This window comes from Prevotella sp. LCP21S3_D2, from assembly GCF_052118345.1.
Taxonomy (GTDB): Bacteria; Bacteroidota; Bacteroidia; order Bacteroidales; family Bacteroidaceae; genus Prevotella.
Genome location: NZ_JBQKHJ010000006.1, coordinates 31055 through 56373 on the forward strand (window position 1 = coordinate 31055; position 25319 = coordinate 56373).

The window sequence follows — 25319 nt, forward strand, 5'->3', positions numbered from 1 at the left end:
ACTATATATAGAAACTAAATGTTAGTTCTTGAAACTGTGGATAGGAGCTGGGATGCGACCTAAACGGTTGATAAATGCCTCGCAGCTGAACTTGTTCACTGGCATGATAGGAGCGTGACCCAGCAAGCCACCGAAGTCTACATTGTCACCAACCTTCATTCCTACAACAGGGATGACGCGGACGGCTGTGGTCTTCTGGTTGACCATACCGATAGCAGCCTCGTCGGCAATGATGCCGGAAACTGTTGTGGCAGGAGTATCTCCCGGAATGGCAATCATATCGAGACCTACAGAACATACGCAGGTCATAGCCTCCAACTTTTCGATGGTCAGTGCACCCGCCTCAACGGCATTGATCATACCCTGGTCTTCACTGACAGGAATGAAAGCACCGCTCAAACCGCCAACGTATGATGACGCCATGATACCGCCCTTCTTTACCTGATCGTTCAGGAGAGCAAGAGCTGCTGTAGTTCCAGGAGCGCCTGCATGCTCAAGACCGATGAGTTCGAGGATATCAGCAACACTGTCACCGATGGCTGGAGTAGGAGCCAGAGAGAGGTCGATGATGCCGAATGGTACGTTGAGACGGCGTGAAGCCTCCTTAGCAACCAACTGACCTACACGGGTAATCTTGAAGGCTGTGCGCTTGATGGTTTCGCAGAGAACCTCGAAGCTTTCGCCCTTCACCTTCTCCAATGCATACTTTACTACACCCGGACCGCTGACACCAACGCTTACTACAGCATCAGCCTCTGAAACACCGTGAAAGGCACCAGCCATGAATGGGTTGTCATCAGGAGCATTGCAGAGAACGACAAGCTTGGCGCAGCCCAAAGAACCCTTTTCCTTGGTAGCTTCAGCCGTATCCTTGATGATTTCTCCCATCAGACGGACAGCATCCATGTTGATTCCGGTCTTAGTAGAACCCACGTTGACAGAGCTGCAGACGAAATCTGTCTGAGCCATTGCCTGTGGGATAGACCGGATAAGGAGTTCATCGCTCTTGCTCATACCCTTGCTTACGATGGCAGAGTAACCACCGAGGAAGTTGACACCGAGTTCCTTGGCACACTTGTCGAGGGTCTTGGCAATCTTCACGTAGTCGTCTGTAGTCTTGCATGCAGAGCCTCCTACCAGAGAGATAGGAGTGATGGAGATACGCTTGTTGACGATAGGCACTCCAAATTCCTTGGAAATATCTTCGCCCGTCTTCACCAGGTTCTTAGCGAGTCGTGTAATCTTATTATGTATATTCTGACAGAGTTCCTCCACATCGGTAGAAGCGCAGTCCAGGAGATTGATACCCATGGTGATGGTGCGCACATCGAAGTTTTCCTGCTCTATCATCTTATTGGTTTCGATAACCTCAGATATATTGATCATACTTTCAAAATTTAGCTATTGATTATAAACTTTTGGATTCTTGCTTAGATTCTGTGCATCATGTTAAAGATTTCCTCGCGCTGGCATTTCACCTGCACGCCGAGTTCCTTACCCACGTTGGCAAGTTCATCAGCAACCTCTTCAAACGATTTTGTCATCTTGCCCATATCTACAATCATCATCATGTTAAAATACTCCTGTACGATAGTCTGAGAGATATCAAGAATGTTGATGCTGTTCTCTGCCAAATAAGTACAAACTTTGGCGATGATACCAACGGTATCCTTTCCCACTACTGTAATAATCGTTCTGTTCATGATTATAGCTTTTTATTGTTATACTTTTGTTCTTAATATGTTTTATGCCACAAAAGTACAACTATTTTGTCAGACTGCCAAATAAAAAAAAGAAAACTTGCAAAATAACAGATATTTTGCAAGTTTTCTCTGCTTGTATTCTAAATAATTGATACTTCTAATTATTTGATACCTCTTTCATTCAATGCCTTTGAATATTTAGCAGCATTCTGCAGGTGCTCCTGATAAGTGCGTGCAAAATTATGGGTGCCGCTGAAATCCTCCTTGGCGCACATGTAGAGATAATCGTGCTTGACGAGGTTGAGAACAGCGTCAATGCCAGCTACTGAAGGGATGCGGATAGGTCCTGGTGGCAATCCCGGATTCACATAGGTATTGTATGGACTCTTGATGCGCAGCAGATTGTTGTAAATGCGCTTCAGGTCGAATCGCTTCCAGGCGTATTTGATGGTTGGATCTGCCTGCAGCGGCATTCCTTCCGGATATTCTGCATTGCGCAGCTTGAAGCGGTTGTAGTACATTCCGGCAATCATCGGCTTCTCGCCGTTGTTGGCAGTTTCTTCGTCCACGATGCTTGCGATGGTGATGACTTCTATCGGAGTCAGCTGCAGAGCCTTTGCCTTCTGCGTACGGTCTTCATTCCAGAACTTCTCGCTTTCCTTCTTCATTCGGTCGAGCAGTTTTTCTACGGATGAGTTCCAGTAGATGTCGTAGGTGTTCGGGATGAACATGCAGGCGATGGTGGTGGTGTCGTAACCATACTTCTCGCAGGTAGCCTCATCGGTCAGCGCCTGGAGAATGGAGGTGCTGTCTATCATCAGCTTCTTGCTGAGTTCTACCGACAGCTTGTCTAGTGTACGTACGGAAGGCAGTGTGAGGTTGATTGGTTCCTGCAGTCCGTTCTTCATGTGTCGCCACACCTTCAGTGCGCCTTCTCCCGGATGGATGGCGTAGCGTCCGGTATGGATATGCTCCGCATATCCGAAGTGATGGGTCAGGGTCTTGAATGCCTGATACGGGAAACTGTTGGCTATCGGTTCCACCTTTTTATATACAGAGTCTATATTGTCGTCTGTGTCAATATAGACATACTGCGTATTGCTGCTCTTCGAGAAAGAGGAGAAGCAGTAGAGGTAACCAACAATGGCAACTATCACGATGCATGCGATGGCACCGTAGAGATAGAGCTTAGAAACTGATTTTTTCATTTTCTTTGTATTCATTTTTGTTTTGCTTCACTTTTTTCTGTTCAATCCTATCATAAACATGATATTGCGTTCTTATCTGCAAAAGTACTGCAAAAATGGGAAATGGCAAAGTATCGTCAATTAAATTAGGTTAAAAAGCCTCTCTCGTTGTCAATTTCTTATGTTTCTCTTTTTCTCTTTCAAAAAAAATATTTACTTTTGCGGTCGACATACGGAATTTCTGTGCGATGGGGATACTGATGGTTTCCAGCACAGTGATTTGTTGAATCAATAAGAATAACTAGGAGAAAGAAAGCATGAAGATAAATTTTTCTTTACCATATAAGGCTCATTGGGGCGAGATGCTATGTGTGAATCTCACCTTTTATTCTTCAAGGGGAGCCGGTCTGGAGGTGAAACTCCTGATGAATACCCAGGATGGTTATCACTGGATGGTGGAAACTTCTACCCGTGAAAACCGCCAGCATCCCTTTGATCTGATTTACTATTATTATACGGTGGTTGATGAAGATGGCAAGGTGCTCCGTACGGAATCGGTTGATTCGCCGAGAGTATACGTATATGATTCTTCCAAGAGTTATATCTTTGACGATTTCTGGCTGGAGGAGAAGTTGGCAGCCCGCATGGCTACAGCTATCGGCAGAACTCCCAAAGTGGATGTGGAATCGTATGAGCGCATGGAATGTATGCCGCTCTTCGGCGAGACAATCATCTTCAAGGTTCATGCTCCCCGTCTGCACGAAGGTGAAGCGATTGCCTTATTGGGCAATCATCCTACGCTGGGCAACTGGAACATCGATCATTTCCTGCAGATGAAGTCTCTGGGCAAGCATGAATGGGTATTGTCGGTCAATGTGGCTCCGATTGATGCTCCGATAGAATTCAAGTACATCATTGTGAATACGGACACCCAGCGATTCAAGCGCTGGGAGTATGGTGGAAACCGTACGCTTGACGAGCGTATCTATCAGGGCGAGGTTCATGTGCTTCATGGCGGTGATTTCCGCATCAAGAAGTTCCCGCCACATGCTCAGTTTGACTTTGAAACATACGTCTTCGACCTTGACGGCACCCTGATTTCTTCTCTTGAAGATCTGGCTTCCAGTTGCAATTATGCCCTGCGGACGAATCAGTTGCCTGAGCGTTCCATTGAAGAAGTGAGAATGATGGTGGGCAACGGTGTGAAGTTGCTGATGGAGCGTGCGATAGGAAAGGAACGGCTGGAGTCGGGCGAGGTGGATTTCGACCGCGTGTTCCAGGACTTCCGAAATCATTATATGGTTCATAATCTGGACGAGACTGCTCCTTATCCTGGAATCATGGACATGCTGAAAGAGCTGAAGGCGCGCGGCAAGAACATCGCCGTGGTCAGCAACAAGTTCTATGCTGCTACGGAGGAACTCTGCCGCCATTTCTTCGGAGACCTTGTAGACGTAGCCATCGGTGAACGGGAGGGCATTGAGAAGAAGCCGGCTCCGGACACCGTGAACGAAGCACTCAGACTGTTGCATGCGGACAGGGAGACAGCCGTATATATCGGTGACAGTGATGTGGACGTGATGACGGCACGCAACAGTCACATGCCTTGCATCAGCGTGCTCTGGGGCTTCCGCGACTGCGATTTCCTGTCAGAGCATGGGGCAACCATCTATGTCAGTGCTCCTGACCAGCTGCTCTGATGATTGTCGGATATTATATAAAAAGTATTGATGAGCATCATACAGAATGCTCATCAATATAGGTTTTTACAACATCGCTGAAGGTGTCAGAGATAGGAATGCCCAGCGATCCGTATATCAGCTTGCCCCGTTCGATGACGTCGAACTTGGTCATGTTGGCAAGATAGGAACGGTGTATTCTTCTGAATTTCTCTTTCGGAAGTCGTTCTTCCAGATGCTTGAGGTTGCCCAGGGTGGATACGTTCTCCATTCCTTCCAGATGGAAGAGAATGTAATCTTTCAGGCTTTCTACGAAGAGAATCTTATCGAACGGAATGCGTACATATTTATAATCGCTCTTCACGATCAGGAACTTGTCGCGTTTGATAGGATTGTATTTGTCGTCCTGCATGTAGGAGTCGAAAACCTTCTTGCAGGAGTCCATGAAATCAGGATAGCTGATAGGCTTCAGCAGATAGTCGAAAGCGTGCACCTTGTAGGCTTCGATGGCATACTCCTTGAAGGCTGTAGTGAAGATGATCTTGACGTTCTTAGGTACCACCTTGGCGAATTCCAGTCCACTGATTTGCTGCATGTGGATGGCCAGGAACAGGATGTCGAGATGACAGTGGCGTATGCCGTCTACTGCATCAATGGCAGAAGGGTAGGCGCCGATAAGATTCAGCGTAGGTGTTTCGTCTACGTATTTCTTCAACTGCTCCAGGGCAGTAGGATCTTCATCTATAATTGCACAGTTTAAAATCATAAGCGTTTGTTGTGGTTTAAAATATATTTTTCGGTATAAACGCATTTCTTATTTATATATTGTATTGTGTTTCGATTTTTTTGCGTTAATAATTATTTTTCTTCTTATAAACTTAAATTTGTTTAATCTATTTGGTCATTTGACGAAAAACTTATAACTTTGGGGATTGAAACATGAGATTACTGTATATGAAAAAGAAATATAATAAGAAATCTATAGCAGACAACGTCAATCAGTCATCTTCGGCGTGTAGATTTTTCTGGCAGAACGGAAAGCAGATGCTTCTGGCGTTGGCTCTCTGTCTCAGTCCGTTGTCTACCTTCGCCCAGAAGATTTCGCTGGGTTCCTGCATCACCCGTGACGGTGGTCAGTACAAGGGCGAAATGGTAAGCGGAAAGCCTCAGGGCAAAGGTGCTGCCGTCTATCCGAACGGCGATACTTACGAAGGCGCTTACCAGAAAGGAAAGCGTGAAGGATATGGCGTATATACTTTCTCTGACGGTGAAAAGTATGAAGGTCAGTGGATGCAGGACCAGCAGCATGGCAAGGGTACTTTCTATTTTCAGAATAATAACAAGTATGTAGGACTCTGGTTCAGAGACTTCCAGCACGGTCATGGAGTCATGTATTATTATAATGGTGACAGATACGACGGCGACTGGTATAAGGACAAGCGACAGGGTAGAGGAACCTATACCTATTCCAATGGTGCCCAGTATAAGGGCCAGTGGATGAACGACATGAAGAATGGCAACGGTTTCTTCAATTGGGGTGACGGTACTACCTACGACGGTCAGTGGGTGAACAACCAGCGTTCCGGAAAAGGCGTATTCAAGTATGCTGACGGTGATGTCTACAATGGCGACTGGAAGGATGATATCCAGGACGGCAAGGGAATCTACAAATTCCACAACGGTGATGTCTATGAAGGCGATTATGTTCAGGGCGAACGTACCGGTGAAGGCATTTTCCGTTCGATGAACGGCTCCAAGTATACAGGACAGTTTCTCGACGGTCAGCGTTCCGGTCAGGGTACTTTCGTATGGAAGAACGGAGACATCTATGTTGGTTCCTGGAAGGATGACCTGCAGAACGGAAGGGGCAAGCTGACCAAGAAGAACGGTGATATTTACGAGGGTGAATTCCGCAACGGTCATGTAGAGGGCAATGTGGTGATTCACTATGCCGACGGTCGCCGCTTCAAGGGAAACTACCGCAAGGGCAAGCGCGAAGGAGCCTGCATTGAGGAAGATAAGAACGGCAAGCGTTTCGAGGGCAACTATCGCAACGACATGCGTGACGGCAGATTCGTAGAGAAAGACCGCAATGGTCAGGTTACAGCCAAGGGAACCTACGAAAACGGCAAGCGTTTCGAAGATTAATCGAATTAAATAGAACTAATAAAGAAGATTAATCGGAAAAATAGGAATAATAAAGAAATAATAAATAGGAATAATATGAATTAATAACGAGATACTGAACAGTGAACATATCATAAAGTTCAATGTTCAATGTTCCGAGTTCAAAGTTCCATGTTCAAATCTCAAAATTCAAAGTAAGACTATGATAGTTGATACATTAGACAATTTGGAGAGATATATTTCTCTCAATCCACTCTTCCCGGAAGTGGTGAAGTTTATTAAGGAGAACGATCTCACTCAGCTTGAGGCAGGTAAGCATCCTATTCAGGGCGCCGACCTTTTTCTGAATATTGCTGAGGCTCAGGGTAAGAACGAGGAGGATGCTGTTATCGAGACTCATCGCAAGATGATCGATATCCAGATTCCACTTGATAATGAGGAAACCTACGGATATACTCCTTTGAAGGACCTTCCAGAGGTAGAGTACAACGAGGCAAAGGATATTACCAAGTATCCTGGCGTGAAGGCGCAGACGCTCGTTACCTGCAAGCCGGGTCAGTTTGCCATCTTCTGGCCAGAGGACGGTCATCAGCCATGTATCGGCAAGGGCGCCATCCACAAGGCTATCTTCAAGATCAAGGCTTAATCTGGGCAAGTTCACAATCGAATACACATAAATATAAATATTTAAATCTATAATCCATGGCAACAGAAAAGAAGACTACAGCTAAGAAGACAACAGCCAAGAAGGCAGCCTGCAAGAAGACTGCCTGCAAGAAAACAACCAAGGCTGCTACTGTTAAACATATAGGACTTGTAAAGAACGATCCTTACCTGGCAGACTACGAGGATGCTATCCGTGGCCGCCACGACCACGTGCTCTGGAAGATGGGCCAGCTTACCAACAACGGCAAGACCACCCTGAGCGATTTTGCCAATGGCTTCGAATACTTCGGCCTTCACAAGACAGAGAAGGGATGGGTGTTCCGTGAGTGGGCGCCTAACGCTACAGATATCTATCTCATCGGCGATTTCAACGACTGGAAGGAGACAGAGAAGTATCGTGCCAAGAGACAGAAGAACTCAGGCAACTGGGAGCTGAAGCTTCCTGAGAAGGCATTGAAGCACGGTGACCTCTATAAGATGAAGGTGCACTGGGAAGGTGGCGAAGGCGAGCGAATCCCTGCATGGGCTCAGCGCGTAGTACAGGATGAGCAGACCAAGATTTTCTCTGCGCAGGTTTGGAATCCAGAGCCTTACAAGTGGAAGAAGAAGACTTTCAAGGCTAAGACCACTCCGCTCTTGATTTATGAGTGCCATATCGGTATGAGCCAGGATGCAGAGAAGGTTGGAACCTATACTGAGTTCAAGGAGAATGTATTGCCTCGCATCATCGAGGACGGTTACAACTGCATCCAGATCATGGCTATCCAGGAACATCCATATTATGGTTCTTTCGGTTATCATGTGAGCAGCTTCTTTGCAGCCAGCAGCCGTTTCGGTACTCCAGAAGAGTTGAAGGATCTCATTGATACAGCCCATCAGAACGGTATTGCCGTCATCATGGACATCGTCCACTCTCATGCAGTGAAGAACGAGTTGGAAGGCCTTGGTAATCTTGCCGGCGATCCTAACCAGTATTTCTATCCTGGCGACCGTCATGAGCATCCTGCCTGGGACAGCCTCTGCTTCGACTACGGCAAGAACGAGGTAATCCACTTCCTGCTGAGCAACTGCAAGTACTGGCTTACAGAGTTCCATTTCGACGGCTTCCGCTTCGATGGTGTAACTTCTATGCTGTATTACAGCCATGGATTGGGTGAGGCATTCTGCAACTACGGCGATTACTTCAACGGTCATGAGGACGATAACGCCATCTGTTATCTTACCCTTGCCAACAGTCTGATTCATGAGGTGAACAAGAATGCGATTACTATTGCCGAGGAGGTGAGCGGAATGCCAGGACTGGCAGCCAAGTTTGAAGACGGCGGCTATGGCTTCGACTACCGCATGGCGATGAACATTCCTGACTACTGGATCAAGACCATCAAGGAATTGAAGGATGAAGACTGGAAGCCATCCAGCATCTTCTGGGAAATCAAGAACCGCCGTGCCGACGAGAAGACCATCTCTTACTGCGAGAGTCATGACCAGGCACTGGTAGGCGACAAGACCATCATCTTCCGTCTCATTGATGCTGATATGTACTGGCATTTCAAGAAGGGAGATGAGAACTATGTTGCCCACCGCGGTATTGCCCTTCACAAGATGATCCGTCTGGCTACAGCATCCACCATCAATGGCGGTTACCTGAACTTCATGGGTAATGAGTTCGGTCATCCGGAATGGATTGACTTCCCTCGCGAGGGTAATGGCTGGAGCTATAAGTATGCCCGTCGCCAGTGGAACCTGGTAGACAATAAGGAATTGTGCTACCACTACTTAGGCGATTTCGATAAAGCAATGCTCAAGACGATTACGAGCGAAAAGAATTTTAACAAGACACCAGTTGTAGAGATCTGGCACAATGATGGAGATCAGGTTCTAGCCTACATGCGAGGCGACTTGCTCTTCGTGTTCAACTTCTCGCCAACCCGTTCGTTTACCGATTACGGTTTCCTGGTTCCTACAGGCGCCTACAGCGTAGTGCTTGATACGGACAACAAGGCATTCGGCGGCAACGGCTTGAATGATGATGAGCTGACCCATCTCACGACTTACGATCCACTTTACGTGAACGACCGCAAGGAGTGGCTGAAGCTCTATCTGCCAGCCCGTACAGCATTGGTGCTGAAGAAAAATTAATGTAGATAAATTTTATGGGAAATAAAAAGAATAGCACAGCGAAGATGCACTTCGCTTGTGCTATTGTCTTTATCATTTTTGTTTATTGCTACCTGGCTTTTTACCAGGCAGATGTATTAGCCGTTGCTCAGCATGTGCTGAGTGATGGTAAAACCGACTATAGCTATACAGTCGCCCCGCTGCTGATTACGTTGGTACTTTATGTCTTGCAGTTGGGCGTCTATGCGTTAACTCAGGTAAAGCGCCGCTTTCATGCTCTTACGTATTTTCCTTCCTTCCTGATTCTCACCATCATCACCGACATTCCTACGGATGTGGATATTCATCATTCCCTCGGTGCCTGGTGGATTGTGGCTCCCTTGTGCCTTCTGGCTTTCGGCGGAGCGGTATGGGTCATCAGGCAACTGGAACCTTTGGAGCAGGAGCCTCATAGCAGCGGCTGGCTTTCCAAGTATATGTGGATCAACCTCTTCCAGATGGTGGTGATGATTGTCGTGATGAGCTTTGTGGCAAGCAACGACCATCTGTTCCATGAACGTATGAAGATGGAGCGGTTGATGAAGCAGAAGAATTATGCTGAGGCGCTGAAGGTGGGCAGAAAGTCCTTGCAGACCGATTCCTCGCTGACCATGCTGCGCATAGCTTGTCTGCATCATACGGGTGAACTTGCTGACAAGCTGTTTTCCTATCCGCTGGTTGGTGGCAGCAAGGCAATGTTGCCCGACAGCGTTACCGTGAAGTCATTGATGTGGAAATCTCACCGCTGGATGCAGGAGCCTACCGATTCGATGAAGATGCAGCATCTGGTTTATCGCAAGCCGGACGATTACAAGCTCTGTGCGCTGCTGCTCGACAAGAAGCTGGATCAGTTTGTCGTGGCTCTGTGCAAGCATTATGATGTGAAGACCGCCAAGCTCCCTACCCATTACAAGGAGGCTCTGACGCTCTACATCCATCGTCGCAGCAAGCCTGTCATCGAGTATCACGACAATGTGGTTGATACTGATTTCCAGGACTATCAGCAGATGGAACACAAGTATACGAACAGGCAGGAAATGCAGACTGCCATCCGTGACACCTACGGCAACACGTACTGGTATTATTTCGACTACTGCAGTAAGTAAGGAGAATATCTCTGAGAGATAAAATAATATCTCTGTAAGATAAAAAAATATCTCTGAGAGATAAAATCATATTGCAGTAAGAGATTGGGATTTTATTATATAGAGATTAGAAAATGACAAGATTGAAATACATATGGATGTTTACAATAGTCTTTTTCTTCGGGCTTCCATCTGTGATGCAGGCTCAGAAGAAGGAGATTGCGGCTGCCCGTGATCAGGTCAAGGAGGGCAAGGACCTGAACAAGGCACAGGCTAGCATGGAGAAACTCTTGAAGGATTCGGCTAACCTGGGCAACAAGAAGATTTGGGTTACGCTCTTTGATGCTGTCAGAAAGCAGTATGAACAGGGCAATGAAAAGCTCTATCTCAAGCAGAAGTATGATACTGCCCAGCTTTTCAATCTTGGCAGGCAGATGTTTCTCATTGCCCAGGGGCTGGACTCGGTAGAGATGGTTCCTAACCGGAAGGGCAAGGTGGATATTGAGTATCGCAAGGCGCATGCTGAATATCTCAAGCGCATCCGTCCCAATATCTACAACGGTGGAGTCTGGTTTCTGCAGAAGAAGAAATATCCGGAGGCTTATCAGTTCTTCGACCTCTACATCGACTGTGCCAACAAGCCGCTCTTCAAGGGCAATGATTTCCAGAGCAAGAATCCACCGCTCCATACTGCTGCCTACTGGGCTGTGTATTCCGGCTATAAGATGAAGAACAGCAAGGCTACCCTGCATCATTCCTACGAAGCGTTGAAGGATACGGTTCACTACAACTATATGTTGCAGTATCTGGCTGAGACCTACAAGCTGGATAAGGATACTGCCCGCTATGTGGCTACGCTGAAGGAAGGCTTCTCACGCGCTCCGAAGTTCCCGTTCTTCTTCCCGCGTCTGGTGGAATACTATTCGGACAGGAACCAGCTCGATTCTGCAATGGATGTGGTCAATCAGGCGCTGGCTGTAGATTCGGTGAATGATATTTATCTCTTCACCAAGAGCACCCTGCTGCTCAATCTCTGCCAATACAAGGATTGCATCAAGGTGTGCGACCGGATCATTGCGCAGAACGATACTATGCCGGGAACCTATCTGAATGCTGGATTGGCTTACTTCAACATGGCTGTGGAGCAGGACAAGAACCTGAAACAGTCCAACAAGCAGCGTTTGCAGATTCAGAGCGATTACAAGAAGGCTCTGCCGTATCTGGAGAAATACAGAAAGATGATGCCCGACAAGAAGGACCAGTGGGCCTTGCCGCTTTATACCATCTATCTGAACCTGAACATGGGTAAGGAATTTGATGAGATTGACAAGCTGCTGAACCAGGGCAGAAAATAAGGATTAGAAAATTGATAATGAAGAAAATAAATATGATAGATAGAATATTGAATAAACTGGGAATCTCGCTGAACGAGATGCAACAGGAGGCTTTTCAGTCTATTGCACATGGCAATAAGGATGTGGTTGTTCTTTCGCCTACGGGCAGTGGAAAGACGCTGGCTTATCTCTTGCCGCTTTCCCAGCTGGTGGATGCGGGCGATGATGAGCCGCAGGCAATCGTGGTTACTCCCGGCCGTGAGCTGGCTTTGCAGTCGTCTACCGTATTGAAGGATATGGGTTCGGGGCTTCGTGCCATGGCTTGCTACGGCGGTCGTGCTGCGATGGATGAGCATCGGATGCTGAAGCAGGTTCGTCCGCAGATTATCTTCGGAACTCCAGGTAGACTGAACGACCATCTCAGCAAGGGCAACTTCTCGCCTTATCATATCAAGTATCTCGTCATCGACGAGTTTGACAAGTGTCTGGAGATGGGCTTCCAGGACGAGATGAGCCGCCTCATCCAGTCTTTGCCAGGCTTGCGCCGCCACTTCCTGCTTTCTGCTACCGAGGCAGAGGAGATTCCTCGCTTCGTCCACATGGGCAGGGTAGAGAAGATAGATTATCGCATGGACGAGGAGCAGGTGCCTGAGCGAGTACATATATATAAGGTGGAAAGTCCGGTGAAGGATAAACTGGAGAGTCTGGGTCGATTGCTTCGCAGTCTGGGCGAAACCAGCACCATCGTTTTCCTGAACTACCGTGACAGCGTGGAGCGCACCAACAACTATCTGGTTGAGCAGGGTTTCTCCACTTCATTCTTCCATGGCGGATTGGAGCAGAAGGAGCGTGAAGCTTCCCTTTACCGATTCAGCAATGGCAGCGCTAATATTCTGGTGAGCACCGACCTGGCTTCCCGTGGTCTTGATATTCCTGATATTGACAACATCATCCATTACCACATTCCTGAGAGCGAGGACGGCTACATCCATCGTGTGGGTCGTACAGCCCGTTGGGAAGCGCAGGGTAGAGCCTTTTTCCTGCTGGGTCCTGAGGAGCATATTCCTGAATATGTGGATGCAGAGGTTGAGGATTACGAGATTCCTGCCGTTGAGGAGTTGCCGGCACCAGCCAAGCCAAAGATGGCTACCTTATATATAGGTAAGGGAAAGAAGGACAAGATCAGCAAGGGCGATATTCTCGGCTTCCTCTGCAAGAAGGGAGGTCTGAATTCTTCTGAAATCGGAAAGATTGATGTCAACGACCGGTACGCCTATGCAGCCATCGCCCGTCCTAAGCTGAAGAGCGTGCTCAACAATGTGAAGGGCGAAAAGATTAAAGGTGTCAAGACGATTGTCGAAGAAGTGAGATGAAACTTCAGGTTTTGGATAAAAAAACTGCAAAGTGAGTTAAATTTATAGCTAGTAAAAGCCTCATCTTGGAATCTGTTTCCAGATGAGGCTTTTTAGGTTATAAATTGTAATTTAGGGCATAAATATGCAGATAATATGTTAAAACTGGTGACAAAAAGAAAGATTTATGCCCAAAATGCTAAAAATGTGCAGAAAAATTTGGTAGTTTGAAATAAAAAATGTAATTTCGCAGTCGTAAGTCCTATCATATGGTTTACAGCTAAGCCTATATGGGTGGATTGCGCATGTATGTCTCCTGCTAACAGGAGGGTTATACGATTAATTACTTAAATAATTATATAAAGATGAAGAAGTACAATTTTAACGCAGGTCCATCAATGCTTCCACGCGAAGTGATTGAGAACACAGCAAAGCAGATTTTGGATTTTAATGGTTCAGGTCTTTCATTGATGGAAATCAGCCACCGTGCTAAGGATTTCCAGCCAGTTGTTGACGAGGCTGTCTCCCTTTTCAAGGAGCTTCTTGACATTCCTGAGGGTTACTCCGTAATCTTCCTTGGTGGTGGTGCGTCATTGCAGTTTATGCAGATTCCTGCTAACTTCCTCATCAAGAAGGCTGCCTACATTAATTCTGGTACTTGGGCCAAGAAAGCAATGAAAGAGGCGAAGCATTTTGGTGAGGTCGTGGAGATCGCATCATCGTCCGATGCCAACTACACTTTCTATCCTCAGGTTCCTAACAATGTGCCAGCCGATTGTGATTACTTGCATTTGACAAGCAACAATACTATATATGGTACTGAACTCCGTGTAGATCCAGACGTGAACGTTCCATTGATTTCTGATATGTCTTCAGACATCATGAGCCGTCCTGTAGATGTTTCCAAGTACACCGCTATCTATGCAGGTGCTCAGAAGAACCTCTCTATGGCTGGTGTTACCGTCATCGTCGTGAAGGATGAGATGCTCGGCAAGGCTCCTCGCGAGATTCCTACCATGCTCGATTATCGCACTCACGTAGAGAAGGGCAGTATGTTCAATACTCCTCCTGTAGTTCCTATCTACACCTTGATGGAGAATCTCCGCTGGTTGAAGGCCAACGGTGGTGTCGAGGCTGCTGACAAGCGTGCTCACGAGCGTGCTGAGGTTCTCTATACAGAGATTGACCGCAACAAGCTCTTCAAGGGTACTGTAGAAGAGGCTTCCCGTTCATTGATGAACATCTGTTTCGTAATGAACGATGAGTACAAGGAGTTGGAGAAACCATTCCTCGATTTCGCTACAGAGCGTGGTATGGTTGGTATCAAGGGTCACCGTTCAGTAGGTGGTTTCCGTGCCAGCTGCTACAATGCACAGACCATGGAGGGTGTTCAGGCACTCGTCAAGGCAATGCAGGAATTTGAAGCTAAGTATTAACATTGAACTTTGAACATTGAACTTTGAACTTTATGATTACTCCAAAGATTATATATCTATGTATAATCTGGAAATATTGAAAAAGCAAATCATAAAGTTCAAAGTTCAAAGCTCAAAGTTCCAAGTAAAATCGCAATATGAAAGTATTAGTTGCAACAGAAAAGCCATTCGCAGCAGCTGCTGTCGAGGGCATTAAGAAAGAAATAGAGGGAGCAGGCAACGAATTGGTGCTGCTCGAAAAATATACAGAGAAGGCTCAGCTTCTCGATGCTGTGAAGGATGTGGATGCGATGATTATCCGTTCTGACAAGGCTGATGCCGAGGTGCTCGACGCAGCCAAGAACCTGAAGATCATTGTTCGTGCTGGTGCCGGTTATGATAATATCGACCTGCCTGCTGCTACTGCTCACAACGTGGTGGCTGAGAATACTCCTGGTCAGAACTCCAACGCCGTTGCCGAGTTGGTTTTCGGTCTGCTGGTTTTCACCGTTCGTAATTTCTACAACGGCAAGGCAGGCTCTGAGTTGAAGGGCAAGAAGTTGGGTATCCTGGCTTTCGGTAACGTGGGTCGCAACGTGGCTCGCATCGCCAAGGGCTTCGGTATGGAGGTAGCTGCCTACGATGCATTCTGCCCAGCTGATGTCATTGAGGCTGCCGGTGTTCACGCCGTGAAGTCTCAGGATGAGTTGTTCCAGACTTGCGACATCGTTTCTCTTCATATCCCTGCTACTCCAGAGACCATCAAGAGCATCGATTACAAGACCGTGAACCAGTTGCCAAAGGGTGGTATCCTTATCAACACTGCCCGCAAGGAAGTAATCAATGAGCCAGAGCTCCTGAAGCTTCTCGCTGAGCGTGAGGACTTGAAGTTCATTACCGACATCAAGCCAGATGCTGATGCAGACTTCGCCAAGTTCGAGGGTCGCTACTTCTCAACACCTAAGAAGATGGGTGCTCAGACTGCCGAGGCTAACATCAATGCCGGTATTGCTGCCGCCAAGCAGATCAATGCGTTCTTTGCAGATGGCTGCACAAAATATCAAGTAAACAAATAATTTTAGGATATAAGAGAGCTCATAAAGGGTGCTTTGTATAAGTACTCTTTATGGGCTTTTTGTCTTTTAATTATGGGATTCCTTGTAATCTTAGCGTTATATTACTTTAGAAACATTCAAATATTAATTATAAAATAAAACATTATGGCAATAATAAAACCTTTTAAGGGAGTAAGACCTCCTAAAAGTATTGTTGAGCAAGTTGAGTCTCGCCCATACGATGTCCTCGATTCAGAGGAAGCTCGTGCCGAGGCTGGCGATAACGAGAAAAGCCTTTATCATATTATTAAACCTGAAATCAACTTCGAACCAGGTACATCAGAGTATGATCCTCGCGTCTATGAAAGTGCTGCAGAGAACTTCAGGAAGTTCCAGGAGAACGGCTGGTTGAAGCAGGATGATAAAGAACAGTATTATATCTATGCACAGACCATGAATGGCAAGACTCAGTATGGTCTTGTTGTGGGTGCATACGTTAATGATTATATGACGGGTGTCATCAAGAAGCATGAGCTCACCCGCCGTGATAAGGAAGAGGACCGCATGAAGCACGTTCGTGTCTGCAATGCCAACATCGAACCTGTCTTCTTCGCTTACCCTGATAATTCCGTACTCAATGAGATTCTGATGCGCTATGCTGCTTCAGAACCTGAGTATGATTTCATCGCTCCGATTGATGGCTTCCGCCACCAGTTCTGGATTGTCAGCGATGATAAGGACATTGAGACCATCACCGCAGAATTTGCCAAGATGCCTAGTCTCTATATAGCTGACGGTCATCACCGTTCGGCAGCCGCTGCTTTGGTAGGCGCAGAGAAGGCTAAGCAGAATCCTAACCATACTGGTAAGGAGGAATACAACTATTTCATGGCTGTCTGCTTCCAGGCTAGCCAGTTGACCATCCTCGACTACAACCGAGTAGTGAAGGACCTGAATGGCTTGACATCAGAGCAGTTCCTCGACGCATTGACCAAGAACTTCGAGGTGATAGAGATTGATGCGATTAATGTGAACGTATCTGGCGATGAGGAGGGAATCCCTTGCTACGAGAAGTTTGCCATTGATGCAGCTATCGAGCAGTTCGGTTTGGATATTCTGAAGCCAGCCGCTCTCCATTCCTTCCTCCTTTATCTGGACGGCAAATGGTACGGTCTGTTTGCCAAGCCGGGAACATACGATGATGAGGACCCAATCGGCGTGCTCGATGTAGACATTTCATCCCGTTTGATTCTCGATGAAATTCTGGGCATCAAGGACTTGCGTTCAGATAAGCGCATCGATTTCGTGGGTGGACTTCGCGGTCTCGGAGAGTTGAAGCGTCGTGTAGATAGTGGTGAGATGAAGATGGCATTAGCCTTGCATCCAGTCACCATGCAGCAGATTATGGACATTGCAGACAGTGGCAAGATTATGCCTCCTAAGGCTACCTGGTTTGAGCCTAAGTTGCGTAGCGGATTGATTATTCACAAGTTGGATTAATGATTGACGAATTTAAGACTATATCAGATACAGTAGGCGAGGGATATTACACCGAGAAAAGGAGTAAGTTTCTCGCCTTTGCTCACCACGTGACGACCGTTGACGAGGTGAAGGAGATTGTTGCCGGGTACCGTAAGAAATATTACGATGCCCGACATTGTTGTTATGCCTATATGCTGGGTCCGGAGCGCACCGAGTTCCGTGCCAATGATGATGGTGAACCATCTTCTACGGCTGGCAAGCCTATCCTTGGACAAATCACGAAGGCGGAATTGACGGATATTCTCATTGTCGTCATCCGCTATTTCGGAGGTGTGAAGTTGGGTACCAGTGGATTGATTGTTGCTTATCGTGAAGCAGCAATAGATGCTTTGGCGCATTGTGAGGAAGTGACGCAGCAGGTGGAGGAAATCGTTATCTACGATTTCACTTATCCGATGATGAATGATGTGATGAGGATTGTCAAGGAGATGAAACCCCGTATTGTGGATCAGACTTTCGACAATACCTGTACCATCAAGTTATCCATCAGAAAGAGCGAAGCCGAGCAGTTGCGTACTCGCCTGAAGAAGCTTTCCTTCGAATAACGGAAAATCACTGAGTTCCCGCACGCCCTAAAAGAGGGTGTGTCATAAGTCCACAACGCACCCTTTTTTAGTTTTTTAAGAACGTAAGTCCCCCAGGCGTCCCGCCGGATTTGCAATCCGGCGTTAAAAAATGTCCTAATCTATTTAGGCTCTGAGGATTTGCAATCCGCAGCAAAGGAGTATGCTTTTCCTTTTGTTGGGGGATTACAAATCCCCCGGTGTTATAGGTCGAACTTTTTTACGGCGGATTTCAAATCCGCCGGGACGCCTGGCGGGTTTACGCTCTTGAAGACACCTAGGTACTTTGGGGCTTTTAGCCGTCCTCGGTAGAACTTCGCAAATTAGCGCCACGCGCCCTGAAAGGGCAGAAGCTCCTATCCTTTTTCTTCCAATTCCTTTTGCAGTCGGATGATTTCGTCGCGATATTGTGCGGCTTGCATGAAGTCGAGGTCCTTGGCTGCCAGCTTCATCAGGGCGGTGGTATTGGCGATGCTCTTCTCCAATTCCTCCCTGCTCATGCTGCGGACGATAGGGTCGGCAACCATCGTGGTGCTGTCAGGTTCGATGTAAACTCGCTGTTTCGATCCATCAGCTCCCTGAATAGTGCGGAATGATGCAGAATTGATACCAGAACCTGCTCCAGAAGCTTTTCCGGAACTGCTTCCATAACCACTTCCCAATCCATTTTCTGCCTCCTCCTTGCTGGTTGGCAGGGCAGATGTAATCGCCTTTTGAATCTGCTTCGGCGTAATGCCGTGGTCGGCATTGTACTGCAGCTGGATGCTTCTTCGGCGGGCGGTTTCGTCAATGGTCTTCTGCATGCTATCTGTAATATTATCTGCATACATGATTACCTTGCCGTTCACGTTTCTTGCAGCACGACCCGCAGTCTGCGTCAACGAACGGTGACTGCGCAGGAAACCCTCTTTATCAGCATCCAGGATGGCTACAAGCGAAACTTCCGGAAGGTCGAGGCCCTCACGGAGCAGGTTCACACCCACCAGTACATCATAAACGCCAGCTCGCAAATCGTTCATAATCTTTACTCGGTCCAGCGTAGCTACATCACTATGGATATATGCTGCCTTCACTTCATGGTTCAGCAGGAATTCCGTCAGTTCCTCTGCCATGCGCTTGGTAAGCGTAGTGATGAGCACTCGCTCATTGCGGTGCGTGCGGGTCAGGATTTCATCCAGCAGGTCATCTATCTGGTTCTCGCTCGGGCGCACTTCAATCTCCGGATCCAGCAAGCCCGTAGGACGGATGAGCTGTTCTACCACTACGCCCTCAGCCTCTCTCAATTCATAATCGGCAGGGGTGGCACTGACGTAGATAGCCTGATGAATCAGACTGTGGAACTCCTCGAACGTCAGCGGACGGTTGTCGAAGGCGGCAGGCAATCGGAAACCATATTCCACGAGATTCTTCTTTCTCGCCCTGTCGCCACCATACATGGCGCCAATCTGCGGAATGCTCACGTGGCTCTCGTCCACCACCAGCAGGAAGTCTTTCGGGAAGAAATCCAGCAGACAGTATGGCCGTTCGCCCGCCTTTCTGCCGTCGAAATATCTCGAATAGTTCTCTATTCCCGAACAGTGACCCAGCTCCTTGATCATCTCCATGTCGTATTCCACACGCTCCTTGATGCGCTGCGCCTTGATTCCGTCGCCTATACTCTTGAAGAACTCCTCCTGCTTCACCATATCGTCTTGAATCATACGGATGGCACTTTCCTGCTGTTCCTTCGTGGTTACGAAGAGGTTAGCCGGATAAATCTCGTAGGTTTCGAACGAAGCCAGACGGTGATAGGTCATCGAATCTACCTCCTCGATGCTGTCTATCTCATCGTCCCACCAGGTTACTCTCAGCACGTTGTCGCTGTAAGCCATGAAGATGTCCACGGTTTCTCCCTTCACACGGAAGTTGCCGCGTTGCAGTTCGATGTCGTTTCTTACGTAGAGGGCATCCACCAGCTTGCGCAGGAATTCGTTGCGGTCCAGCGTCTGTCCCTTCTTGATTTTGATGATGTTTTCCTGCATCGCCACAGGTCCGCCCATACCGTAGATGCATGATACGGATGAAACTACGATGACGTCTTTCCTTCCGGAGAGTAGGGCAGAGACGGCTCCCAGTCGCAGCTTGTCTATCTCGTCGTTGATGGCGAGGTCTTTCTCGATGTATGTATCGGTGGTTGGCAGGTAGGCTTCCGGCTGATAGTAGTCGTAGTAGGATACGTAGTATTCTACGGCGTTCTCAGGGAAGAATCCCTTCATCTCCTGATAGAGCTGTGCGGCGAGCGTCTTGTTGTGGCTCAGGATAAGGGTAGGCTTGCCGATGTTTGCGATGACATTGGCAACCGTAAAGGTCTTTCCCGAACCGGTAACGCCCAGCAGTACCTGCGCCGGCTCACCCTGCTCTATGCCTTCGGTAAGCTGTCGGATAGCCTGTGGCTGGTCGCCCGTCGGTTTGTATTCTGATGTAATTTTAAAGTCCATAATCACTGAATTTAGGTGCAAAAATACAAAAAAATCGCCATTAATCGTTATAAAGATTAATATTTTGCGAAAAAATGTATTTTTTCTTTTGATAATAAGTAAATTATGAGTAACTTTGCATCTCAAAATGAGAATTATGAAGAAATTGACTCTTATCGCAACATGCGTAGCACTGCTGATGACCAGCTGTGTGAACGAATATAACCAGATCACCAAATCGGGTGATTATACATTGAAGTACGAGTATGCCAAGCAGTGTTATGCTCAGGGCAAGTATTCCCGTGCCGTACCTCTCCTGCAGGAAGTCGTTACCATGAAGAAGGGTTCTACCGAGGGCGAGGAATGTCTCTACATGCTTGCCATGGCTGAGTTCGGTATGAAGGATTACGAGACCGCATCCGAATACTTCAAGAAGTATTTCTCTTCCTATCCGAAGGGTCGCTACGCTGAGAATGCCAAGTATTACGTGGGCGAGAGTCTCTTCCAGAATGCTCCGGAGCCTCGATTGGACCAGAGCACTACGATGACTGCCATCGCTGCCTTCCAGGAGTATCTCGACATCTTCCCTGATGCTCATCTCAAGTCTCAGGCCACCAGCCGTCTCTATGCCCTGCAGGATTTGCTCGTGGAGAAGGAATACAAGAGCGCCCGTCTCTACTTCGATTTGGGAACCTACTTCGGCAACTGCACCAACGGCGGCAACAACTATGAGGCTTGCATCGTCACAGCGCAGAATGCCCTGAAGGACTATCCTTACAGTAACCGTCGTGAGGAGTTTGCTTCGCTCGTAATGAAGAGCAAGTACGAACTTGCCAAGATGAGTGTGGAGAGCAAGCAGCTGGAGCGTTATCAGGACGCTGAGGATGAGTGCTACGGCTTCATCAATGAATATCCTGATTCAAAGGAGCGCTCGCTTGCCGAGAAGTATATCGAGAAATGCAAGGAGTATGAGAAGGCTCATCCTGAGGGTTCGCTCGAAAAGCTTGCCGAGAACTAGAGCGCATATATATAATCAAGGTAATAATCGTAAAAAAGAATAATAATAGTACTATAATTATGGATTACAAGAAATCAAATGCACCAGTAAACACAGTTACTCGTAACATCATGGACCTCTGTGATGAAACTCAAAACATTTATGAAAGCGTAGCTATCATTGCTAAGCGTGCCAACCAGATTTCGGTTGAAATCAAGCAGGACCTGAGCAAGAAGCTCCAGGAGTTTGCTTCTTACAACGATTCTTTGGAGGAGGTATTCGAGAACCGTGAGCAGATTGAAATCTCTCGCTACTACGAGAAGTTGCCAAAGCCAACATTGATAGCTACTCAGGAGTTTATCGAGAACAGCATCTTCTGGCGCGACCCTTCTAAAGAGTATCGTCCTGCTACTACAGTCAATGAGTTGTAATAAAGGGAAAGAAAAGATATGATACAGCGCAAACAGACTCTGTTTCTGCTTTTGGCAGTCATCGTATGTGCGCTCTGCCTGTTCCTGCCAGTAGGCAGCGTTGAGCCGAAGGGAATGGGTGCCGACAGTCTGATTTACAATCTGGGAGTGGTGATGGGTGATGGCGGTCTCGCTATCTCTACCACCTGCATCCCGTTGTTTGTCCTGCTCAGCGTAACAGCGATACTATCGTTGGTAACGATATTCCTTTATAAGAATCGCAAGGTCCAGATGTCAATCTGCAAGAATGCCATGCTGCTCAATGCGCTCTGGGTTCTCGACTATGCCCTGATTCTCTTCGGCATCATTCCGGTTCCTGAGGTAGAGGGCAAGGTGAACATCGAGTTTGCAGCCTGCCTGCCTATCGTCAGCATCATCCTTCAGGCAATGGCCTATAAGGGCGTCAATGACGACGAAAAGCTGGTAAAAGCGGCAGATCGCATCCGATAAGGGGCTGATTCTTAAAAGAAATGCTAAAAAAGCCTATAAAAATAGGATAAAATTTGTGGGTACCAAATAAAAGTTGTACCTTTGCACCCGCTGTCACGAGATGGCAGCATAAAATTCAAACCTCATATATATTAATTAAATTAAAATTAAGTTTTAAAAATGGCAACAAAGATCAGATTGCAGCGCGGCGGTCGTAAGAACTATGCTTTCTACAGCATCGTAATCGCTGACGTTAGAGCACCACGTGATGGTAAATTTACTGAGAAGATTGGTACATTCAATCCTAACACCAATCCTGCTACTGTAGATTTGAATTTCGAGCGCGCTCTCTACTGGGTAGAGACAGGTGCACAGCCAACAGACACAGTTCGCAACATCCTCAAGGGCGAGGGCGTTTACTTGATGAAGCACCTCAAGGGTGGCGTTAAGAAGGGCGCATTCGACGATGCTGAGGCTCAGAAGCGTTTCGACGCTTGGAAGAACGGTAAGGACGCTAAGAATACTGCTGTTCGTGAGGGCGATGCTAAGGCTAAGAAGGAAGCTGCTGCTAAGGAGCTCGAGGCTGAGAAGAAGATGAACGAGGCAATCGCTAAGAAGGTAGCTGAGAAGAAGGCTGCTGAGGCTGCTGCTAAGGCAGAGGCAGAAGCTGCTAAGGCTTCTGAGGAGGCTTCTGAGGAGGCTCCAGCTGAGGCTTAATCTTCTGAATGAATCTTCTTTGAAGATTGAAAAGTATAAGGTCGATTACTCTTTTTTAAAGGGTGTCGGCCTTTTTTGGTTGTTTTTATTCCTGCAAATACCTGCAATAAACCGCCGAGAATTCCGTTTAGATAATATGGAAAAGACAAAGGAAACCAATCATGAGATGGAGGCTGAAAAGAACAGCTACTCTCATATACTGAAATATACCGGATTGCTGGGAGGCGTACAGGGACTCAACATGCTCGTGGGTATTGTGAGGAATAAGTTTACCGCCATGTTCCTGGGACCATCCGGCATGGGATTGCTGTCTCTTTTCAATGCAACTTCCGGTTTTCTTACCTCCGCCACTAATCTCGGCATTCCTACCAGTGGCGTCAGGGTGGTTTCCGAGGCTGAAGCCCGGAATGGGGTAGAGCAGGCGATTTCTCAAGTCCGCACGCTCAGTCTGCTTTCTGCCCTTCTGGGTGCGCTGGTCTGCGCCCTTCTCGGTCCTCTCCTCAATCTCTTCACCTTTTCCTGGGGCAATCATACCTACCATTTCGTGCTGCTGGCTCCTACCATTTTCTTCACGATTCTTGCCGGTGGCGAAACGGCTATCCTCAAGGGTTTGGGCAAGCTGAAGTCCCTGGCTGCGCAGGCATTTGCCCTGTCTCTCCTTTCCCTGCTCGTTTCCGTACCCGTTTACGGCTTCTTTGGCGAGAGCGGCATTCTTGCTGTTCTCTTTCTGCTGGCTCTTGCTCAGTGGCTCCTCGCCTTTTCGTTTTCGCGAAAGGAGCATCCCTTCCGCCTGTGCCTTTCCCGAATCCAGCTGCTCAAGGCTTTCCCGATGATCCGTTTCGGACTCTCCTTTGTGCTGGCTGGGATGATGAGCAGCGGGGCTGAGTTTCTGGTCAGAGCCTTTCTCAACCACCAGGGCAACCTGGCTGAGGTAGGACTTTTCAATTCAGGCATTACCCTGGTGCTGGTCTATGGCGGCATGGTTTTCTCGGTGATGGAGACCGATTATTATCCTCGTCTTTCTGCCGTAAGGGGAGAAGGAAGCGCAACATCAGAGGCAGAAAACCGCAATCTGATCGTCAACCGTCAGTTGGAGATGAATCTTCTGCTGATGGGGCCCATCATCAGCTCCATCATCCTGCTGCTGCCCATTGCCATTCCGCTGCTCTACAACTGGGAGTTTCTGGGTGTGGTGGGGATGACTCAGATTGCAGCTGCTGGCTTGCTGTTCAAGGCATTCTACATGCCTCTGGAGTACATTCCGCTGTCCAGGGGCGAGGCTCGTGTGTTCCTGGTGCAGGAGAGCTGTTGCGTGGTGTTGCTCATCGTCTGCGAAATCATCGGCTATCTGCTTCACGGACTGGACGGTTTGGGAGCGGGCATTGTTGTAGCCTACGCTGTAGAGTCGATAGGAGTTTATGTCTTCTGCCGCATCCATTATGCCTATTGCCTGAGTTTTCCGTCGGTCCAGCATCTGTTGGTTCATGTATTGAATCTGCTCTTGTTGGGTTGTGTAGTATGGTTATCTGAGGTAGATTCATGGTGCTATTGGCTGTTGGGTCTTTTTCTTTGTGCGGCTTCCCTTCTGTACAGTTTCTCCCGTATCAGGCGTTCGCTGAAGGGAAAATGATGACTGGCGCCTGTCATCGTTTATCCCCCGCCTGGGTCATCATAGATAACCGTTTGAAGGCACATAAGGCGTTTCCTTCGATTGCCGGTGCAAAGATACGAAGTTTTTCGGTATCTACCAAAATTTGGCATGTGATAAGGAGCGATTTTCAGCAGCTTACGATTTGAAACTTAGTTAAAAATCCTAACTCTATGTTTTATGGGGCGCATCTCTATGTTTTTCGGTATGGAAAACTATGTTTTGTCATATAAATCAGCATATTACAAAGTAATAACCGTTTTCTGCAAACGTACTCAGTACTCAGTATTCAGTTTTTTTCGCTCTTGTTTCCATCCTCACTAAAGATAGTATATTATATATTATTATATTATAATAATATATAATATAAAATAATTACTTACAGTTTATAACTGCATAAAGGATAACTATCGCGAAAAAAACTGAATACTGAGTACTGAGTACCCTCTTAGGCACCATACGTCCTTTCCCTTCGGCCGTTGAGTGCGAGTAAATGGTCCAGACAGTTGTTTATAAAAAAAATACAGCCGCAAGTAATTAAACTTGCGGCTGTAAATAACAATCATGACTCTTCAGAGAGTCTCCTAAAAAAACTAAAACTGAGTGATTCCGTTGGGGTTCGAACCCAAGACCCACAGCTTAGAAGGCTGTTGCTCTAATCCAACTGAGCTACGGAACCATTTTCCTTAGTCCTTTTTCTTGTTTGCGGCTGCAAAGGTAATACTTTTTCTTGGAAC

General features: G+C 47.3%; 21 protein-coding genes, 1 tRNA gene and 1 pseudogene. 17 read left to right on the forward strand and 6 right to left on the reverse strand.

Annotated elements, in window-relative coordinates; translation table 11 throughout:
- Nucleotides 1-21: 21 nt before the first annotated feature.
- The 3 genes from ACTQ16_RS05965 to mltG all read right to left on the reverse strand — a co-directional run bounded on the left by ACTQ16_RS05965 (nucleotide 22) and on the right by mltG (nucleotide 2911).
- Complete coding sequence (locus ACTQ16_RS05965) at nucleotides 22-1386, reverse strand: PFL family protein (protein WP_295416409.1); 1365 nt, start codon at nucleotides 1384-1386, stop codon at nucleotides 22-24.
- A 44-nt stretch (nucleotides 1387-1430) separates the two neighbouring features.
- Nucleotides 1431-1703: an ACT domain-containing protein gene (locus ACTQ16_RS05970; RefSeq protein WP_153124755.1), complete on the reverse strand. Its 273-nt coding sequence runs from the start codon at nucleotides 1701-1703 to the stop codon at nucleotides 1431-1433.
- A 161-nt stretch (nucleotides 1704-1864) separates the two neighbouring features.
- A complete protein-coding gene (gene mltG, locus ACTQ16_RS05975; protein ID WP_441932018.1) occupies nucleotides 1865-2911 on the reverse strand; it encodes an endolytic transglycosylase MltG in 1047 nt (348 codons plus the stop codon).
- Between the two features lie 686 nt (nucleotides 2912-3597).
- On the opposite strand from mltG, the pseudogene ACTQ16_RS05980 reads away from it, so the two are divergent.
- Nucleotides 3598-3852 (forward strand): annotated as a pseudogene (locus ACTQ16_RS05980) (carbohydrate-binding module family 20 domain-containing protein); the annotation flags it as partial.
- A 66-nt stretch (nucleotides 3853-3918) separates the two neighbouring features.
- Nucleotides 3919-4590 (forward strand): HAD family hydrolase, encoded by a 672-nt coding sequence (locus tag ACTQ16_RS05985; protein WP_264951783.1) that lies wholly within the window; start codon nucleotides 3919-3921, stop codon nucleotides 4588-4590.
- Between the two features lie 37 nt (nucleotides 4591-4627).
- On the opposite strand, the gene ACTQ16_RS05990 is transcribed toward ACTQ16_RS05985, so the two are convergent.
- Nucleotides 4628-5335, reverse strand: a complete 708-nt coding sequence (locus tag ACTQ16_RS05990) for a LytR/AlgR family response regulator transcription factor (RefSeq protein ID WP_294967546.1) — start codon at nucleotides 5333-5335, stop codon at nucleotides 4628-4630.
- A gap of 278 nt (nucleotides 5336-5613) precedes the next feature.
- Between ACTQ16_RS05990 and ACTQ16_RS05995 the strand changes: the two genes are divergently transcribed.
- From ACTQ16_RS05995 to ACTQ16_RS06040, 10 genes are all read left to right on the forward strand, one after another.
- Nucleotides 5614-6717 (forward strand): phosphatidylinositol-4-phosphate 5-kinase, encoded by a 1104-nt coding sequence (locus tag ACTQ16_RS05995; protein ID WP_294967630.1) that lies wholly within the window; start codon nucleotides 5614-5616, stop codon nucleotides 6715-6717.
- 181 nt (nucleotides 6718-6898) lie between these two features.
- Nucleotides 6899-7342, forward strand: coding sequence for a YhcH/YjgK/YiaL family protein (locus ACTQ16_RS06000; protein WP_217759815.1), 444 nt, complete (start codon nucleotides 6899-6901; stop codon nucleotides 7340-7342).
- Between the two features lie 56 nt (nucleotides 7343-7398).
- The gene (locus ACTQ16_RS06005; RefSeq protein ID WP_294967549.1) at nucleotides 7399-9501 is read left to right on the forward strand and encodes an alpha amylase C-terminal domain-containing protein; all 2103 of its coding nucleotides are present in this window, start codon (nucleotides 7399-7401) and stop codon (nucleotides 9499-9501) included.
- Between the two features lie 14 nt (nucleotides 9502-9515).
- Entirely contained in the window at nucleotides 9516-10625 is a 1110-nt protein-coding gene (locus ACTQ16_RS06010) for a DUF6057 family protein (RefSeq protein WP_441936617.1), read from the forward strand.
- 113 nt (nucleotides 10626-10738) lie between these two features.
- Nucleotides 10739-11959, forward strand: coding sequence for a tetratricopeptide repeat protein (locus tag ACTQ16_RS06015; protein ID WP_441932022.1), 1221 nt, complete (start codon nucleotides 10739-10741; stop codon nucleotides 11957-11959).
- A 32-nt stretch (nucleotides 11960-11991) separates the two neighbouring features.
- Nucleotides 11992-13311, forward strand: coding sequence for a DEAD/DEAH box helicase (locus ACTQ16_RS06020; protein WP_441936618.1), 1320 nt, complete (start codon nucleotides 11992-11994; stop codon nucleotides 13309-13311).
- 344 nt (nucleotides 13312-13655) lie between these two features.
- Entirely contained in the window at nucleotides 13656-14726 is a 1071-nt protein-coding gene (gene serC, locus ACTQ16_RS06025) for a 3-phosphoserine/phosphohydroxythreonine transaminase (protein ID WP_294967554.1), read from the forward strand.
- A gap of 137 nt (nucleotides 14727-14863) precedes the next feature.
- A complete protein-coding gene (locus tag ACTQ16_RS06030; RefSeq protein ID WP_294967556.1) occupies nucleotides 14864-15781 on the forward strand; it encodes an NAD(P)-dependent oxidoreductase in 918 nt (305 codons plus the stop codon).
- Between the two features lie 144 nt (nucleotides 15782-15925).
- Nucleotides 15926-17260 (forward strand): DUF1015 domain-containing protein, encoded by a 1335-nt coding sequence (locus tag ACTQ16_RS06035; protein WP_441936619.1) that lies wholly within the window; start codon nucleotides 15926-15928, stop codon nucleotides 17258-17260.
- Complete coding sequence (locus tag ACTQ16_RS06040; protein ID WP_441936620.1) at nucleotides 17260-17847, forward strand: IMPACT family protein; 588 nt, start codon at nucleotides 17260-17262, stop codon at nucleotides 17845-17847. The genes ACTQ16_RS06035 and ACTQ16_RS06040 overlap by 1 nt, the downstream gene beginning before the upstream one ends.
- Nucleotides 17848-18221: 374 nt before the next feature.
- On the opposite strand, the gene uvrB is transcribed toward ACTQ16_RS06040, so the two are convergent.
- Entirely contained in the window at nucleotides 18222-20342 is a 2121-nt protein-coding gene (uvrB, locus tag ACTQ16_RS06045; RefSeq protein WP_441936622.1) for an excinuclease ABC subunit UvrB, read from the reverse strand.
- Nucleotides 20343-20478: 136 nt separating this feature from the next.
- Here uvrB and ACTQ16_RS06050 point away from each other — a divergent pair, with 136 nt between their 5' ends.
- From ACTQ16_RS06050 to ACTQ16_RS06070, 5 genes are all read left to right on the forward strand, one after another.
- Nucleotides 20479-21339, forward strand: coding sequence for an outer membrane protein assembly factor BamD (locus ACTQ16_RS06050; RefSeq protein WP_441936624.1), 861 nt, complete (start codon nucleotides 20479-20481; stop codon nucleotides 21337-21339).
- Between the two features lie 59 nt (nucleotides 21340-21398).
- Nucleotides 21399-21749 carry a DNA-directed RNA polymerase subunit omega gene (locus tag ACTQ16_RS06055; RefSeq protein ID WP_294967565.1) on the forward strand — a complete coding sequence of 117 codons (351 nt, stop codon included), beginning with the start codon at nucleotides 21399-21401 and terminating at the stop codon, nucleotides 21747-21749.
- Nucleotides 21750-21767: 18 nt separating this feature from the next.
- Nucleotides 21768-22238, forward strand: a complete 471-nt coding sequence (locus tag ACTQ16_RS06060) for a DUF4293 domain-containing protein (RefSeq protein WP_441936625.1) — start codon at nucleotides 21768-21770, stop codon at nucleotides 22236-22238.
- A 159-nt stretch (nucleotides 22239-22397) separates the two neighbouring features.
- Nucleotides 22398-22934, forward strand: a complete 537-nt coding sequence (locus ACTQ16_RS06065) for a 30S ribosomal protein S16 (protein ID WP_441936626.1) — start codon at nucleotides 22398-22400, stop codon at nucleotides 22932-22934.
- Between the two features lie 136 nt (nucleotides 22935-23070).
- Nucleotides 23071-24564: an oligosaccharide flippase family protein gene (locus tag ACTQ16_RS06070; RefSeq protein WP_441936628.1), complete on the forward strand. Its 1494-nt coding sequence runs from the start codon at nucleotides 23071-23073 to the stop codon at nucleotides 24562-24564.
- Nucleotides 24565-25186: 622 nt separating this feature from the next.
- Here the strand turns inward: ACTQ16_RS06070 and ACTQ16_RS06075 are convergent.
- A tRNA-Arg gene (locus ACTQ16_RS06075) sits at nucleotides 25187-25261 on the reverse strand.
- Nucleotides 25262-25319 lie beyond the last annotated feature (58 nt).